Annotated in this window: 14 protein-coding genes; 12 read left to right on the forward strand and 2 right to left on the reverse strand. The window is 41.4% G+C overall.

The features are described from left to right. Positions 1-108 precede the first annotated feature (108 nt). The 8 genes from yjbM (at position 109) to AC4ME5_RS00660 (ending at position 7,671) form a co-directional block, all read left to right on the forward strand. Positions 109-780, forward strand: coding sequence for a GTP diphosphokinase (yjbM, locus tag AC4ME5_RS00625; RefSeq protein ID WP_000151551.1), 672 nt, complete (start codon positions 109-111; stop codon positions 778-780). After that, a complete protein-coding gene (locus AC4ME5_RS00630) occupies positions 764-1,582 on the forward strand; it encodes an NAD kinase (protein WP_007522021.1) in 819 nt (272 codons plus the stop codon). Before yjbM ends, AC4ME5_RS00630 begins: the two co-directional genes overlap by 17 nt. Beyond that, the gene (locus AC4ME5_RS00635) at positions 1,579-2,475 is read left to right on the forward strand and encodes an RluA family pseudouridine synthase (RefSeq protein ID WP_491799355.1); all 897 of its coding nucleotides are present in this window, start codon (positions 1,579-1,581) and stop codon (positions 2,473-2,475) included. Before AC4ME5_RS00630 ends, AC4ME5_RS00635 begins: the two co-directional genes overlap by 4 nt. Positions 2,476-2,518: 43 nt before the next feature. Beyond that, on the forward strand, positions 2,519-3,493 hold the full coding sequence (pta, locus tag AC4ME5_RS00640; RefSeq protein ID WP_491799356.1) for a phosphate acetyltransferase: 975 nt from the start codon (positions 2,519-2,521) through the stop codon (positions 3,491-3,493). Positions 3,494-3,575: 82 nt separating this feature from the next. Then, positions 3,576-4,754 (forward strand): A/G-specific adenine glycosylase, encoded by a 1,179-nt coding sequence (gene mutY / locus AC4ME5_RS00645; protein ID WP_491799357.1) that lies wholly within the window; start codon positions 3,576-3,578, stop codon positions 4,752-4,754. Positions 4,755-4,810: 56 nt separating this feature from the next. Then, the gene (gene yycF, locus AC4ME5_RS00650; RefSeq protein ID WP_033606404.1) at positions 4,811-5,518 is read left to right on the forward strand and encodes a response regulator YycF; all 708 of its coding nucleotides are present in this window, start codon (positions 4,811-4,813) and stop codon (positions 5,516-5,518) included. After that, entirely contained in the window at positions 5,511-6,860 is a 1,350-nt protein-coding gene (gene vicK, locus AC4ME5_RS00655; RefSeq protein ID WP_213987964.1) for a cell wall metabolism sensor histidine kinase VicK, read from the forward strand. The genes yycF and vicK overlap by 8 nt, the downstream gene beginning before the upstream one ends. Position 6,861: 1 nt before the next feature. Then, positions 6,862-7,671: an MBL fold metallo-hydrolase gene (locus AC4ME5_RS00660; protein WP_001290609.1), complete on the forward strand. Its 810-nt coding sequence runs from the start codon at positions 6,862-6,864 to the stop codon at positions 7,669-7,671. A 34-nt stretch (positions 7,672-7,705) separates the two neighbouring features. On the opposite strand, the gene AC4ME5_RS00665 is transcribed toward AC4ME5_RS00660, so the two are convergent. Both AC4ME5_RS00665 and AC4ME5_RS00670 read right to left on the reverse strand, forming a co-directional pair. Next, positions 7,706-8,053: a DUF6568 family protein gene (locus AC4ME5_RS00665; protein ID WP_491799358.1), complete on the reverse strand. Its 348-nt coding sequence runs from the start codon at positions 8,051-8,053 to the stop codon at positions 7,706-7,708. A gap of 110 nt (positions 8,054-8,163) precedes the next feature. Further along, positions 8,164-9,882: a phospho-sugar mutase gene (locus AC4ME5_RS00670; RefSeq protein WP_491799359.1), complete on the reverse strand. Its 1,719-nt coding sequence runs from the start codon at positions 9,880-9,882 to the stop codon at positions 8,164-8,166. A 227-nt stretch (positions 9,883-10,109) separates the two neighbouring features. Here AC4ME5_RS00670 and AC4ME5_RS00675 point away from each other — a divergent pair, with 227 nt between their 5' ends. From AC4ME5_RS00675 to ligA, 4 genes are all read left to right on the forward strand, one after another. Further along, positions 10,110-12,011: an ABC-F family ATP-binding cassette domain-containing protein gene (locus AC4ME5_RS00675; protein WP_491799360.1), complete on the forward strand. Its 1,902-nt coding sequence runs from the start codon at positions 10,110-10,112 to the stop codon at positions 12,009-12,011. A gap of 3 nt (positions 12,012-12,014) precedes the next feature. After that, positions 12,015-12,878 carry an Rgg family transcriptional regulator gene (locus tag AC4ME5_RS00680; RefSeq protein WP_491799361.1) on the forward strand — a complete coding sequence of 288 codons (864 nt, stop codon included), beginning with the start codon at positions 12,015-12,017 and terminating at the stop codon, positions 12,876-12,878. Positions 12,879-12,958: 80 nt separating this feature from the next. After that, complete coding sequence (locus tag AC4ME5_RS00685; RefSeq protein WP_272155259.1) at positions 12,959-14,137, forward strand: MFS transporter; 1,179 nt, start codon at positions 12,959-12,961, stop codon at positions 14,135-14,137. An 89-nt stretch (positions 14,138-14,226) separates the two neighbouring features. Continuing rightward, positions 14,227-16,185 carry an NAD-dependent DNA ligase LigA gene (ligA, locus tag AC4ME5_RS00690; RefSeq protein ID WP_491799362.1) on the forward strand — a complete coding sequence of 653 codons (1,959 nt, stop codon included), beginning with the start codon at positions 14,227-14,229 and terminating at the stop codon, positions 16,183-16,185. Positions 16,186-16,255 lie beyond the last annotated feature (70 nt).

Consider the following 16,255-nt stretch of genomic DNA (forward strand, 5'->3'; position numbering starts at 1 on the left):
CTTTGAAAGCGATTTATGGTATAATGGACAATGTATTTATTGTATACGAATGTACTGAAAAAATCAAAGATTTTCGACAGAGCAATCAAACATTACAAGGGAGAAAGTATGACCATAGAATGGGAAGAATTTTTAGATCCTTACATTCAGGCTGTTGGTGAATTGAAGATAAAACTTCGAGGAATTCGCAAACAGTATCGTAAGCAAAACAAGCATTCTCCGATTGAGTTTGTAACGGGTCGTGTCAAACCGATTGAAAGTATCAAAGAAAAGATGGCTCGTCGAGGAATTACTTATGCAAATCTAGAACATGATCTGCAAGATATTGCTGGTTTACGTGTCATGGTTCAGTTTGTTGATGACGTTAAAGAAGTAGTTGAGATTCTACGTAAACGCCAAGATATGAGAATCGTTCAGGAACGAGACTATATCACTCATCGTAAGGCTTCAGGTTATCGTTCTTATCACGTGGTTGTCGAGTACACGGTTGATACGATCAACGGAGCTAAGACGATTTTGGCGGAAATTCAAATACGTACTTTAGCCATGAATTTCTGGGCTACGATTGAGCACTCGCTCAATTATAAATACCAGGGCGATTTCCCAGAAGAAATCAGGAAAAGGCTGGAAATCACAGCCAAAATTGCTTATCAACTGGATGAAGAAATGGGTAAGATTCGAGATGACATCCAGGAAGCGCAGGCTCTCTTTGATCCATTGAGCAGAAAATTAAATGACGGTGTAGGAAATAGTGACGATACAGATGAAGAATACAGGTAAACGAGTTGACCTCATAGCAAATAGAAAGCCGCAGAGTCAGAAGGTTTTGCATGAACTGAGGGAAAAACTAAAGAAACAACATTTTATACTGAACGATACCAATCCCGACATCGTCATTTCGATTGGTGGAGATGGGATGCTTTTGTCTGCTTTCCACAAGTATGAGAATCAGTTAGACAAGGTTCGATTTGTAGGTGTTCATACAGGGCATTTGGGATTTTACACAGATTATCGTGATTTTGAGTTGGATCAGTTGGTGACCAATCTCCTACTAGATACTGGTGCCAAAGTTTCCTATCCTGTTTTGAATGTCAAGGTAACGCTTGAAAATGGAGAAGTGAAAACATTTCGCGCCTTAAATGAAGCTAGTATCCGTCGATCAGATCGCACCATGGTAGCAGATATCATCATTAACCATGTTCCGTTCGAGAGATTTCGTGGAGATGGAGTGACTGTTTCAACGCCGACGGGAAGTACTGCCTACAACAAGTCCTTGGGTGGAGCTGTCTTGCATCCGACCATTGAAGCTTTACAGTTGACGGAGATAGCGAGTCTTAACAACCGAGTCTATCGCACTTTGGGATCATCAATCATTATTCCAAAAAAAGATAAGATTGAACTCTTGCCGACACGCAATGATTACCACACGATATCAGTAGATAACAGTGTCTATTCATTCCGTAATATCGAACGGATTGAGTATCAAATCGACCATCACAAGATTCACTTCGTAGCGACACCAAGCCACACTAGTTTCTGGAATCGTGTCAAAGATGCCTTCATCGGCGAGGTGGATGAATGAGGTTCGAATTTACCGCAGATGAGCATGTCAAAGTCAAAACTTTTCTCAAGAAACACGAGGTTTCTAAGGGACTTTTGGCTAAGATTAAGTTTCGAGGTGGGGCTATTCTGGTCAATGACCAACCTCAAAATGCGACTTATCTCTTAGATATTGGAGACAGTGTTACCATTGACATTCCAGCAGAGGAAGGCTTTGAAACCCTTGAAGCAATCGACCGTTCACTGGATATCTTGTATGAGGATGACCACTTTTTGGTTTTGAATAAACCTTATGGAGTAGCCTCCATTCCTAGTGTCAATCATTCCAATACCATTGCCAATTTTATCAAAGGCTACTATGTTAAGCAGGAATATGAAAACCAGCAGGTTCATATCGTGACCAGACTAGATCGGGATACATCTGGTCTGATGCTCTTTGCCAAGCACGGCTACGCTCATGCACGTTTAGATAAGCAGTTGCAACGAAAGTCTATCGAAAAACGTTACTTTGCTTTAGTTAAAGGAGCTGGTGTCTTGGAGCCAGAAGGGGAGATTATCGCCCCGATTGCTCGTGATGTGGACTCCATTATCACTAGACGGGTTGCCAAAGGTGGGAAATACGCTCATACGTCTTACAAAGTTGTAGCGTCTTATGGAAATATTCACCTAGTCGATATTCGCCTGCATACTGGACGAACTCATCAGATACGAGTGCATTTTTCCCATATTGGCTTTCCTTTGTTGGGAGACGATTTGTATAGTGGTAGTCTGGATGACGGTATTAAACGTCAGGCTCTGCATTGTCATTATTTATCTTTTTATCATCCTTTTCTAGAGCACGATTTGCAGCTAGAAAGCCCCTTACCGGATGATTTCAGCAATCTTATTACTCAGTTATCAACTAATACTCTTTAAAAACTATTTGGAGTATAATTTATTTTATTAAAGGAGAAAACTCATGGAAGTTTTTGAAAGTCTCAAAGCCAACCTGGTTGGTAAAAATGTACGCATCGTTCTCCCTGAAGGGAAAGAACCTCGTATCCTTCAAGCGACAAAACGTTTGGTTAAAGAAACAGATGTCATCCCAGTATTGCTTGGTAAACCTGAAAAAATTAAAATCTACCTTGAAATCGAAGGGATCACTGAAGGTTACGAAGTTATCGACCCTGACCACTACGCTAAGTTTGACGAAATGGTTGCTGCGCTCGTTGAACGTCGTAACGGTAAGGTATCAGAAGAAGAAGCTGGTAGACTCTTGCGTGAAGACGTTAACTACTTTGGTGTAATGCTAGTATATATGGGCTTGGTTGACGGTATGGTTTCAGGTGCACTTCACTCAACTGCTGCAACAGTTCGTCCAGCCCTTCAAATCATTAAAACTCGTCCTAATGTTACTCGTACTTCAGGTGCCTTCTTGATGACTCGTGGTTCAGAACGTTATCTTTTCGGAGACTGTGCGATCAACATTAATCCTGATGCTGATGACTTAGCTGAAATTGCTATTAACTCAGCAATCACTGCGAAAATGTTTGGTATCGAACCCAAAATTGCTATGTTGAGCTATTCAAGTAAAGGTTCTGGTTTTGGTGAGAACGTTGATAAGGTAGTAGCAGCTACACAACGTGCGCACGAACTACGTCCAGATCTTGAAATAGATGGGGAATTGCAATTTGATGCGGCCTTCCACCCTGAAACGGCAGCTTTGAAAGCTCCAGGAAGTAAAGTAGCTGGACAAGCAACTGTATTCATCTTCCCAAGTATAGAAGCTGGAAATATCGGTTACAAGATTGCAGAACGTCTCGGTGGTTTCTCGGCTGTAGGTCCTGTTTTACAAGGTTTGAATAAGCCAGTTAATGACCTTTCACGTGGATGTAGCTCAGATGATGTATATAATCTTACACTAATTACTGCAGCTCAAGCAGTTCATCAATAAGATTTAGTCCTCTTTCCCATGGGAAGAGGCTTTTTAGTACTGAGAAAAGGACAGCAATAAGCTTCTATGTTATACTAGATATATGTTAGATTTGAAAAAATACGGTATCGTCATGTGGCCGGAGGAGAAGATCATTTCTTTTCGTGAGAAACTCCTCGACTGGTATGATGAAAACAAAAGAGATTTACCTTGGCGGAGAAGTAAAAATCCTTATCACATCTGGGTATCTGAAATCATGCTCCAGCAGACCAGGGTGGATACAGTTATTCCCTATTATGAACGATTCTTGGACTGGTTTCCAACTGTTGAAAGTCTGGCGAATGCCCCTGAAGAGCGTCTGCTGAAGGCTTGGGAGGGATTGGGCTATTATTCTCGAGTGCGCAATATGCAGGCTGCAGCTCAGCAGATTATGACTGACTTTGGGGGGCAATTTCCAAATACCTATGAAGGAATATCTTGCCTGAAAGGGATTGGCCCTTACACTGCGGGAGCTATTTCCAGTATCGCTTTTAATTTGCCTGAGCCAGCGGTCGATGGCAATGTCATGCGAGTTTTGGCACGCTTGTTTGAGGTTAATCATGATATCGGAGTTCCCAGCAATCGAAAGATTTTCCAAGCTATGATGGAAATCTTGATTGACCCGAAACGACCAGGTGATTTTAACCAAGCTCTGATGGATTTAGGTTCTGACATAGAGGCTCCAGTTAATCCTCGACCTGAAGAAAGCCCTATTAGAGACTTTAGCGCAGCCTATCAGAAGGGAACCATGGATCGATATCCGATTAAAGAACCTAAGAAAAAACCTCTTCCAATTTATCTCAAGGCTTTGGTTGTGCGCAATGATAGAGGTCAATATTTACTAGAGAAAAATGAAAGCGAAAAACTGCTAGCTGGATTTTGGCATTTCCCCTTGATTGAAGTCGAAGAATTTTCTAGAGAAGATGATCAGTTAGATCTTTTTTCTCAAGTCAAAGAGGTAAGCAGTGCATTTGGACCAAGCCCCCAAGAAAGTTTTGAGCAGGATTATGATTTGGAGGTTGATTGGTCCCATCAAGTTTTTGAACAAGTCAAGCATGTATTTAGTCATCGGAAATGGCATATTCAAATCCTAGCAGGTCAAGTGACAGATTTGAAACATTTTTCTGACAGGGAAGTTCGTTGGGTTTCTCCTCAGGAGTTTTCTGATTATCCACTTGCTAAACCTCAACAAAAGATTTGGCAGGCTTATAAAATAGCTCTTGAAGATGAAGACTTACAGTAGCCATTTGTGCCTTCTTTGTATTTTTTTGTTATAATAGATAGAGAAAAGGTGATAACATGAAAAAAATATTAATTGTAGATGATGAGAAACCAATCTCGGATATTATTAAGTTTAATATGACCAAGGAAGGTTATGAAGTTGTTACAGCCTTCAATGGTCGTGAAGCAATTGAGCTATTTGAAGCAGAGCAACCAGATATTATTATTCTAGACTTGATGCTCCCTGAAATTGATGGTTTAGAAGTTGCTAAAGCTATTCGTAAGACTAGTAGCGTGCCGATTATCATGCTATCAGCTAAGGATAGCGAGTTTGACAAGGTTATTGGTTTAGAGTTAGGTGCAGATGATTATGTTACAAAACCTTTCTCAAACCGTGAGTTGCAAGCACGTGTCAAGGCTCTGCTTCGTCGTACAGACCTAGTTTCTGTGGATAGCCAAGAGTCTGATGAGAAGAAGACGCAGCCCTTACAAATTGGTGATTTGGAAATCGTTCCAGATGCTTACGTGGCTAAGAAATATGGTGAGGAATTAGATTTGACCCACCGTGAGTTTGAACTCTTGTATCACTTGGCCTCTCATATTGGACAAGTGATTACGCGTGAACACTTGCTTGAGACTGTCTGGGGGTATGACTATTTTGGTGATGTTCGTACGGTGGACGTGACTATCCGACGTTTGCGTGAGAAAATTGAAGACACACCAAGCCGTCCAGAGTATATCCTCACACGTCGTGGTGTTGGCTACTATATGAAAAATAATGATTGAAGATATTAGACAAACTATTCTGACCAGTGATTTTATCTTTATCCTGATTTTACTTGGCTTTATCCTGGTGGTGACCTTGCTGTTACTGGAAAATCGTCGGGATAACATCCGGTTAAAAGAGATAAATCAGAAGGTTAAGGACTTAATTGCAGGTGATTATTCTCAAGTTTTGGACTTGCAGGGTAGTACAGAGATCACCAACATCACCAATAATCTGAATGATTTGTCAGAAGTTATTCGTTTGACTCAAGAAAATTTGGAACAAGAGAGTAAAAGGCTGCATAGCATTCTTTCCTATATGACAGATGGTGTCCTTGCGACCAATCGCCGTGGCCAGATTACTATGATCAACGATATGGCAAAAAAACAGCTCGGTGTGCAGAAAGAAGATGTTCTGAATAAAAGCATCCTCGAATTGCTTAAGATAGAAGATGAGTATGAGCTGCGTGACCTGATTACACAGATACCTGAGTTGACGATTGATTCTCAGGATGCTAATGGAGAATATTTGAGCCTTCGTGTACGTTTTGCCCTTGTCCGCCGTGAGTCAGGTTTCATCTCTGGTTTGGTTGCCGTTTTACATGATACGACCGAGCAAGAGAAGGAAGAGCGTGAGCGAAGACTCTTTGTTTCGAACGTCAGTCATGAGTTGCGTACTCCTTTGACCAGTGTTAAATCTTATCTCGAAGCCTTGGATGAGGGAGCTCTGTATGATCCTGTCGCCCCTGATTTTATTAAGGTTTCACTCGATGAAACCAACCGTATGATGCGTATGGTGACAGATCTCTTGCATCTATCTCGTATTGACAATGCGACTACTAAACTGGATGTAGAGTTGATTAACTTTACAGCCTTTATCACCTTTATCCTCAACCGTTTTGATAAGATGAGAAATCAGGATGAAGAGAAAAAATATGAGCTAGTGAGAGATTATCCAATAACTTCAGTTTGGATTGAGATTGATACGGATAAGATGACCCAGGTGATTGATAATATTCTTAACAATGCCATCAAGTATTCCCCAGATGGTGGGAAGATTACGGTCAGCATGAAAACCACGGATGACCAGATGATCTTATCAATTTCTGACCAAGGTCTTGGGATTCCAAAACAAGATTTGCCTAGGATTTTTGACCGCTTTTACCGTGTGGATCGCGCAAGAAGTCGTGCTCAGGGTGGAACTGGTCTGGGTCTGGCTATCGCGAAAGAAATCATCAAACAACACAATGGTTTTATTTGGGCAAAAAGCGAATACGGTAAGGGCTCAACCTTTACTATAGTGCTCCCTTATGATAAGGATGCCGTAAAAGAAGAAATATGGGAGGACGAAATAGAAGACTAGAATGAGTGAAAAAGGCTTTAAATACAGTATTTTAGCATCAGGTTCCAGTGGAAATTCCTTTTATCTGGAAACGCCAAAAAAGAAAATCTTAGTGGATGCAGGCTTGTCTGGTAAGAAAATCACCAGTCTTTTGAGCGAAATCAATCGTAAGCCAGAAGATTTGGATGCGATTTTGATTACGCATGAGCATTCAGATCATATCCATGGAGTTGGTGTATTGGCTCGCAAATATGGTATGGACCTTTACGCCAATGAAAAGACTTGGCAGGCTATGGAAAATAGCAAGTATCTTGGCAAGGTGGATTCATCGCAGAAGCATATTTTTGAAATGGGTAAAACCAAAACCTTTGGCGATATCGACATTGAGAGCTTTGGAGTTAGCCACGATGCGGCAGCACCCCAGTTTTACCGCTTTATGAAAGATGACAAGAGTTTTGTTATGCTGACCGATACAGGTTACGTCAGTGACCGTATGGCAGGAATTGTCGAGAATGCGGATGGCTATCTCATCGAATCCAACCACGACGTAGAAATCTTGCGAGCAGGATCTTACGCTTGGCGACTCAAACAGCGAATCCTGTCGGATCTCGGTCACCTCTCTAACGAAGACGGTGCTGAGGCCATGATTCGTGCAATGGGAAATCGGACCAAGAAAATCTATCTAGGACATTTGTCTAAGGAAAACAACATCAAGGAGCTGGCTCATATGACCATGGTCAATCAGCTAGCACAAGCTGATTTGGGAGTAGGAGTAGACTTTAAAGTTTACGACACCTCCCCAGATACAGCAACACCACTGACAGATATATAAAAAAGAAGGCGAGTGCCTTCTTTTTTTTATATTTTTACAATCCAGCAAAGTCCTTGATTTCTTGTGCGGACATGGAAGAGTCGCAACGGACATTGATTTGTCCATCTGCAATGTGAACAAATCCTGGTACGGTTGGGATTCCATAACGTGAGCGGAATTCTTGCAATTCCTTGAGTTGGCTCGGTTCTTCACTGTTGATGAAGTAGATGTGGGCTTTGGTTTCAGCTACGACACCTGCCAATGTACCAGCAAATTTACGGCAGTAAGGGCAAGTTTTACGACCGATGAAGAAGGTTGCAGTTTCTTTATTATCAAGTGCTTCTTGAGCACGGGCAACAGTTGTGACTTCAAGATCTTTAATATTTTCTAAAAATTGTTCCATGAGTTTACCTCGCTTTCATTGATATGTCTAGTATGCCACAAAGTTCCTAAAATTGCTTAGATTTGATACGAAAAAAAGATGAGACTAGTTTATCTCATCTTTATAGAGTGTTATTTCACAAACGCATTGATTTCCGCTTCGATGTTAGCAATCTTAGCTTGTGAATCTTCGTTGCTTTCACCCACAACGGCAATGTAGAACTTGATTTTTGGTTCTGTACCTGAAGGGCGAACTGCAATCCATGAACCGTCAGCAAGTGTATATTTCAACACATCACTTGGAGGAGTAGTCAAAGTTGTCACAGTACCATCAGCAGCAGTAGCAGTTTGAGCCTTGAAGTCTTCTACGACAGTGATAGCTGTTGTGTTCCATTCTTTTGGAGCATTGTTACGGAACTTAGCCATAATCGCTTTGATTTGTTCTGCACCATCGACACCAGAAAGGGTAACAGAGATGGTCTTTTCAGCGTAGTAGCCGTATTCTTTGTAGATTTCTTCGATACCATCAGCAAGTGTCAAACCACGTGAACGATAGTAGGCAGCAAGTTCAGCAACGACAAGAACGGCTTGGATAGCGTCTTTATCACGTACGAATGGTTTAATCAAGTAACCGAAGCTTTCTTCAAATCCCATCATGTAAGTGTGATTGTGTTTTTCTTCAAATTCTTGGATTTTTTCAGCGATAAATTTGAAGCCAGTCAAAACGTTGAACATGGTTGCGCCGTAGCTTTCAGCAATCTTCGTTACCAAGTCAGTTGATACGATGGATTTACAGAGAGCAGCATTTTCAGGAAGAGTTCCAGCACTCTTATGAGCTTCCAAGATGTATTTAGCCATGATAGCACCGATTTGGTTACCTGAAAGGTTGAGGTAGCTACCATCTTTTTGAAGCACTTCAACACCAACACGGTCAGCGTCTGGGTCGGTTGCCACAAGAACATCAGCACCAACTTGACGGCCGAGTTCTTCAGCAAGGGCGAAGGCTGCTTGGTTTTCTGGGTTTGGAGATTTTACAGTTGAGAAGTCTGGGTCAGCAGTTGCTTGCGCTTCAACAACTTGAACTGAGTCAAATCCTGCTTGGGCAAGAGCACGACGAGCCAACATTTCACCAGTACCATGAAGTGGTGTGTAGACAATCTTCATGTCTTTACCGAATTCTTCAATCAAGGTTGGGTTGATGTTTACGTCTTTAACTTCTTTAAGATATTCTGCATCAACAGCTTCGCCAATGACTTCAATCAAGCCAGAAGCTTTTTCAGCTTCTACATCAGCAACTTCGACAGCGAATGGATTTTCGATAGCACGGATGTAAGTGGTTAAAGCGTCCGCGTCATGTGGAGGCATTTGCCCACCGTCTTCACCGTAAACCTTGTAACCGTTAAATGGAGCTGGGTTGTGGCTAGCAGTAATCATGATACCTGCGAAACAGTTGAGGTGACGAACTGCAAATGATAGTTCTGGAGTTGGGCGAAGGCTTTCAAATACGTAAGATTTGATACCGTGTTTAGCAAGAACTGCAGCAGATTCAAAGGCAAACTCAGGTGAGAAGTGGCGGCTATCATAGGCAATCGCAACACCACGCTCTTTTTCATTTTCACCTTTTGACTCAATCAAACGAGCCAAACCTTCTGTAGCTTGACGAACAACATAGATGTTGATGCGGTTTGTACCTGCACCGATCAAGCCGCGCATACCTGCAGTACCAAATTCAAGATTGGTGTAGAAAGCATCTTCTTTTGTTTTTTCGTCCATGTTTTCTAAATCTTGACGAAGATAGTCGGGAAGGCCGGCAAAATCGACCCATTTTTGATAATTTTCTTGGTAAGTCATAGAGTATCTCCTTTATCTATTGCTTTAATCGCTTTCATTATATCACGATTTGATATTTTAGTAAAACGTTAGCATAACTTAAAATGTAGGAAATTTACTTTTATTTCATTGTAGAAGAACAGCCCTATACGCTTTCTAATGAAAAAGAAGATGAATAGTTCGGGTTTATGACTCGAACTTTTTTCATTGCAATTGTGTAAAAGAAAAAAAGATAGTAAAATAGATGTATGATTATTTTACAAGCTAATAAAATTGAACGCTCTTTTGCAGGAGAGGTTCTCTTTGAACATATCAACCTGCAGGTTGATGAACGAGACCGAATTGCTCTTGTTGGGAAGAATGGAGCGGGTAAGTCGACTCTTTTAAAGATTTTGGTTGGGGAAGAGGAGCCAACTAGTGGAGAAATCAACAAGAAAAAAGATATTTCTCTGTCTTACCTAGCCCAAGATAGCCGTTTTGAGTCTGAAAATACCATTTATGATGAAATGCTTCACGTCTTTGATGACTTGCGTCGGACAGAGACACAACTGCGTCAGATGGAGTTGGAGATGGGTGAAAAATCTGGTGAAGATTTGGATAAACTGATGGAGGATTATGATCGTTTGTCAGAGAATTTTCGTCAGGATGGTGGCTTTACTTACGAAGCTGATATTCGAGCGATTTTGAATGGATTCAAGTTTGACGAGTCTATGTGGCAGATGAAAATTGCCGAGCTTTCAGGTGGTCAAAATACTCGTCTTGCACTGGCTAAAATGCTCCTTGAAAAGCCCAATCTCTTGGTATTGGACGAGCCAACCAACCACTTGGATATTGAAACCATTGCCTGGCTAGAGAATTACTTGGTGAACTATAGCGGTGCACTCATTATTGTCAGCCACGACCGTTACTTTTTGGACAAGGTTGCGACGGTTACACTGGATTTGACCAAGCATTCTTTGGATCGTTATGTAGGTAATTACTCTCGCTTTGTCGAGTTGAAGGAGCAAAAGCTAGTTACTGAGGCAAAAAGCTATGAAAAGCAGCAGAAAGAAATCACGGCTCTAGAAGACTTTGTCAATCGCAATCTAGTCCGAGCTTCGACAACCAAACGTGCCCAATCTCGCCGTAAACAACTAGAAAAAATGGAGCGTTTGGACAAGCCAGAAGCTGGTAAGAAAGCAGCCAATATGACCTTCCAGTCTGAAAAAACGTCAGGAAATGTCGTTTTGACTGTTGAAAATGCAGCTATTGGCTATGATGGGGAAATATTGTCAGAACCTATCAACCTGGACCTTCGTAAAATGAATGCTGTTGCGATTGTCGGACCAAATGGGATTGGCAAATCAACCTTTATCAAGTCGATAGTAGACCAGATTCCTTTTATCAAGGGAGAAAAGCGATTTGGTGCCAATGTTGAGGTTGGCTACTATGATCAGACTCAAAGTAAGTTGACCGCAAGTAATACGGTACTTGATGAACTCTGGAATGATTTTAAACTGACTCCAGAAGTTGAGATCCGCAACCGCCTTGGTGCCTTCCTTTTCTCAGGAGATGATGTCAAAAAGTCAGTCGGTATGCTGTCAGGTGGCGAGAAAGCTCGTTTGTTGCTTGCCAAACTTTCAATGGAAAACAATAACTTCTTGATTCTTGACGAGCCGACCAACCACTTGGATATTGATAGCAAGGAAGTGCTAGAAAATGCCTTGATTGACTTTGACGGTACCTTGCTGTTTGTCAGTCATGACCGTTACTTTATCAATCGTGTGGCCACTCATGTTTTGGAATTGTCTGAGAATGGCTCAACCCTCTACCTTGGAGATTATGACTACTATGTTGATAAAAAGGCTGAAATGGAAGTCAGCCAGACAGAAGAAACTTCAACAAGTAATCAAGTAAAAGAAGCAAGTTCAGTTAATGACTACCAAGCCCAGAAAGAAAGTCAAAAAGAAGCCCGTAAGCTCATGCGCCAAATCGAGAGTTTAGAGGCTGAAATCGAAGAGTTAGAAACTCAAAGTCAAGCCATTTCTGAACAAATGCTGGAAATCAACGATGCCGAAAAACTCATGGAATTACAAGCAAAACTTGATAAGATTAGCCGGCGTCAGGAAGAGGCTATGCTTGAGTGGGAAGAATTATCGGAGCAGGTGTAAGAAATGGAACATCTTGGAAAGGTATTTCGTGAATTTCGAACAAGTGGGAAGTACTCCTTGAAAGAGGCGGCAGGTGAATCGTGTTCAACATCTCAGTTATCTCGCTTCGAGCTTGGAGAGTCTGATCTAGCAGTTTCCCGTTTCTTTGAGATTTTGGACAATATTCATGTGACTATTGAAAATTTCATGGACAAGGCTAGGGATTTTCAAAATCATGAACATGTTGCCTTAATGGCGCAGATTATTCCGCTTTACTACTCAAATGATATTACAGGTTTTCAAAAGCTTCAAAAGGAACAGCTTGAGAAAGCAAAGAGTTCGACCAATCCCCTCTATTTTAAGCTGAATTGGATTCTGCTACAAGGTCTTATTTGTCAAAGGGATGCTCATTACACGATGAGGCAGAGTGATTTGGAAAAGGTGGCGGATTATCTTTTCCAAACAGAAGAATGGACCATGTATGAGTTGATTCTTTTCGGGAATCTCTATACTTTCTACAATGTGGACTATGTGGCTCGGATTGGTAGAGAAGTTATGGAACGAGAAGAGTACTATAAAGAAATTGGTAGACATCGAAAACTCGTTTTGATTCTAGCTCTTAACTGTTACCAGCATTGTTTGGAGAACCGTTCCTTTACGGATGCGGACTATTTCGAGGGTTATGTAGAGAAGCTGATTGGAAATGGTATCAAGCTTTATGAGCGCAATATCTTCCATTATCTCAAAGGTTTTGCCCTCTACCAGCGAGGTCAGAAAGAAGAAGGTTGTAGCCAGATGCAGGAAGCTATGCATATCTTTGAAGTGCTTGGACTTCCAGAGCAAGTGGCCTATTATCAGGAACATTATGAAAAATTTGTAAAAAATTAAATTTCCCAAATAAGGGAAAAACAATGTAGCTCCTTTCAGTTTTGATACAATAGTTTCAAAATTTGAGAGGAGCTTTTTATATGAATCGACATGCAATCCAGTTGATTAGTCGTGGGGCTATTAATAAGATAGGGAATATGCTCTATGACTATGGAAATAGTGTTTGGTTGGCATCAATGGGGACGATAGGACAGACTGTTCTTGGGATTTATCAGATTTCTGAACTCGTCACATCGATTCTAGTCAATCCCTTTGGCGGAGTGATTTCAGACCGCTTTTCGCGTCGCAAAATTTTGATGACGACAGACTTAATTTGCGGTATTCTCTGTTTAGCTATTTCTTTCATCAGAAATGATAGCTTGATGATTGCTGCTCTGATCTTCGCCAATATTGTTCAGGCGATTGCCTTTGCATTTTCTCGTACGGCCAATAAAGCCATTATAACTGAGGTTGTAGAGAAAGACGAGATTGTGACCTATAATGCTCGTTTAGAGCTCGTTTTGCAGGTTGTAGGCGTTAGCTCCCCTGTACTTTCTTTCATCGTTTTACAATTTGCTAGTCTCCATATGACACTTGTTTTAGATGCCATTAGTTTTTTCATCGCATTTACCTTAGTAGCTTTTCTCCCCCAAAAAGAAACTCAGGAGCAAGAGGGAAAGACTTTCAGATGGAAAAATATTTTTGCTGATATGAAGGCTGGAATACACTATATTTGGCATCAGAAGGAGATTTTCTTTCTTTTATTAGTAGCTTCCAGTGTTAATTTCTTTTTTGCAGCTTTTGAATTTCTCCTCCCTTTTTCAAATCGACTATACGGGGTAGAAGGAGCTTATGCGAGTATTTTGACTATGGGCGCTATTGGTTCGATTATCGGAGCTCTTCTAGCTAGTAAAATAAAGGCAAGTGTTTATAATCTTTTGATTCTATTGGCTTTGACTGGAGTTGGAGTTTCTATGATGGGATTACCACTGCCAACTTTTCTTTCCTTTTCTGGAAATTTAGTCTGTGAACTGTTTATAACGATTTTTAATATTCACTTTTTTACTCAGGTGCAAACCAAGGTTGAGGGGGAATACTTGGGGAGAGTGCTAAGCACAATTTTTACCTTAGCCATCCTATTTATGCCGATTGCAAAAGGCTTTATGACGGTGTTGCCAAGTGTACATCTTTCTTCTTTTCTGATAATTGGAAGTGGGGTTGTCATCCTGTCTTGTTTCTCCCTCGTTTATGTGCGAAGTCATTTTGAAAAAGAGTTATAATTTCTCTTTTTAAGAAAATATTACACTACGAACCATTTTTCAGCCTTTCTCTATTGTGAGGAGGGCTTGATTTATGGTAGAATAGTTTTATGAATGAAAGAATGAATGAGTTAGTTGCCTTGCTCAATCGCTATGCGACCGAGTATTATACGAGTGACAATCCCTCGGTGTCAGATAGCGAGTATGATCGCCTCTACCGAGAGTTGATCGAATTGGAAGCTGCCTATCCAGATCAAGTTTTAGCGGACAGTCCGACCCATCGTGTTGGTGGTAAGGTTTTAGACGGTTTTGAAAAATACAGTCATCAGTATCCTCTTTATAGTTTGCAGGATGCTTTTTCACGTGAAGAGTTAGAAGCTTTTGATGCGCGTGTTCGAAAGGAATTGCCCCAACCGACCTATATTTGCGAGCTGAAAATCGATGGTTTGTCTATCTCGCTAACTTATGAAAAGGGAATTTTGGTAGTCGGTGCGACACGTGGGGATGGTTCTGTTGGTGAAAATATCACAGAGAACCTCAAGCGTGTCAAGGACATTCCTTTGACCTTGCCAGAAGAACTAGATATCACCGTTCGTGGGGAGTGTTATATGCCACGCGCTTCGTTTGATCAGGTCAACCAAGCTCGCCAAGAAAATGGGGAGCCTGAATTTGCCAATCCTCGTAATTCGGCTGCAGGAACCCTCCGTCAGTTGGATACAGCAGTAGTAGCTAAGCGAAATCTTGCGACTTTCCTCTATCAAGAAGCTAGCCCTTCTACTCGTGATAGCCAAGAAAAAGTCTTGAAGCATCTTGAACAGCTTGGATTTGTAGTTAATCCTAAACGAATTCTGGCTGAAAGCATAGATGAGATATGGGATTTCATCCAAGAAGTTGGACAAGAACGGGATAATTTACCTTATGACATTGATGGGGTGGTGATCAAGGTCAATGACCTAGCAGGTCAAGAAGAGCTCGGTTTTACCGTTAAAGCGCCTAAGTGGGCAGTCGCCTATAAATTTCCTGCTGAAGAAAAAGAAGCCCAGCTCCTTTCAGTTGACTGGACAGTAGGTCGTACGGGTGTTGTGACCCCGACTGCCAATCTAACACCTGTTCAGCTTGCTGGGACCACTGTTAGTCGTGCAACACTGCACAACGTAGATTATATCGCCGAAAAGGATATCCGAAAGGGCGATACGGTTATTGTTTATAAGGCTGGAGATATCATTCCTGCTGTTTTGCGTGTGGTAGAGTCCAAGCGTGTTTCTGAAGAAAAACTAGATATTCCGACTAATTGTCCAAGTTGTGACAGTCATTTGCTTCATTTTGAAGATGAAGTGGCTCTTCGTTGTATCAATCCAAGATGCCCTGCCCAAATCATGGAAGGTTTGATTCACTTTGCCTCTCGAGATGCCATGAATATTACAGGACTTGGTCCATCTATCGTTGAAAAGCTTTTTGCTGCCAATTTAGTCAAAGATGTGGCGGATATTTACTGTTTGAAAGAAGACGATTTCCTCCTTTTAGAAGGCGTCAAGGAAAAGTCTGCTTCTAAACTGTATCAGGCCATTCAAGCATCCAAGGAAAACTCTGCTGAAAAGCTTTTATTCGGTTTGGGAATTCGCCATGTCGGAAGCAAAGCAAGTCAGCTCTTGCTCCAACATTTCCACTCTATTGAAAATCTAGCCCAAGCTGATCCTGAGGAAGTAGCAAGTATTGAAAGCTTGGGTAGTGTGATAGCTCAAAGCCTTCAGACTTATTTTGCTACAGAAGGATCGAAGATTCTCTTAGACGAGTTGAAAGAAGCTGGAGTCAATCTGGACTACAAGGGACAGACAGTAGTAGCAGATGCGGCCTTGTCAGGTTTGACCGTTGTACTAACGGGGAAATTGGAACGCCTCACGCGCTCAGAAGCCAAAAGCAAACTCGAAAGTCTGGGTGCCAAAGTCACAGGCAGTGTATCTAAGAAAACGAATCTTGTCGTAGCAGGAGCAGATGCAGGAAGCAAGCTCCAAAAAGCGGAAGAACTTGGTATCGAGGTTCGAGATGAAGCCTGGCTAGAAAGTTTGTGAAGAATAGTCGAAAACTAGATGTTAGATAGTCTGGAACTATCTCTCCTGATGTGTTTTTATATCTATTAAT

Source organism: Streptococcus sp. A69 (genome assembly GCF_058556195.1).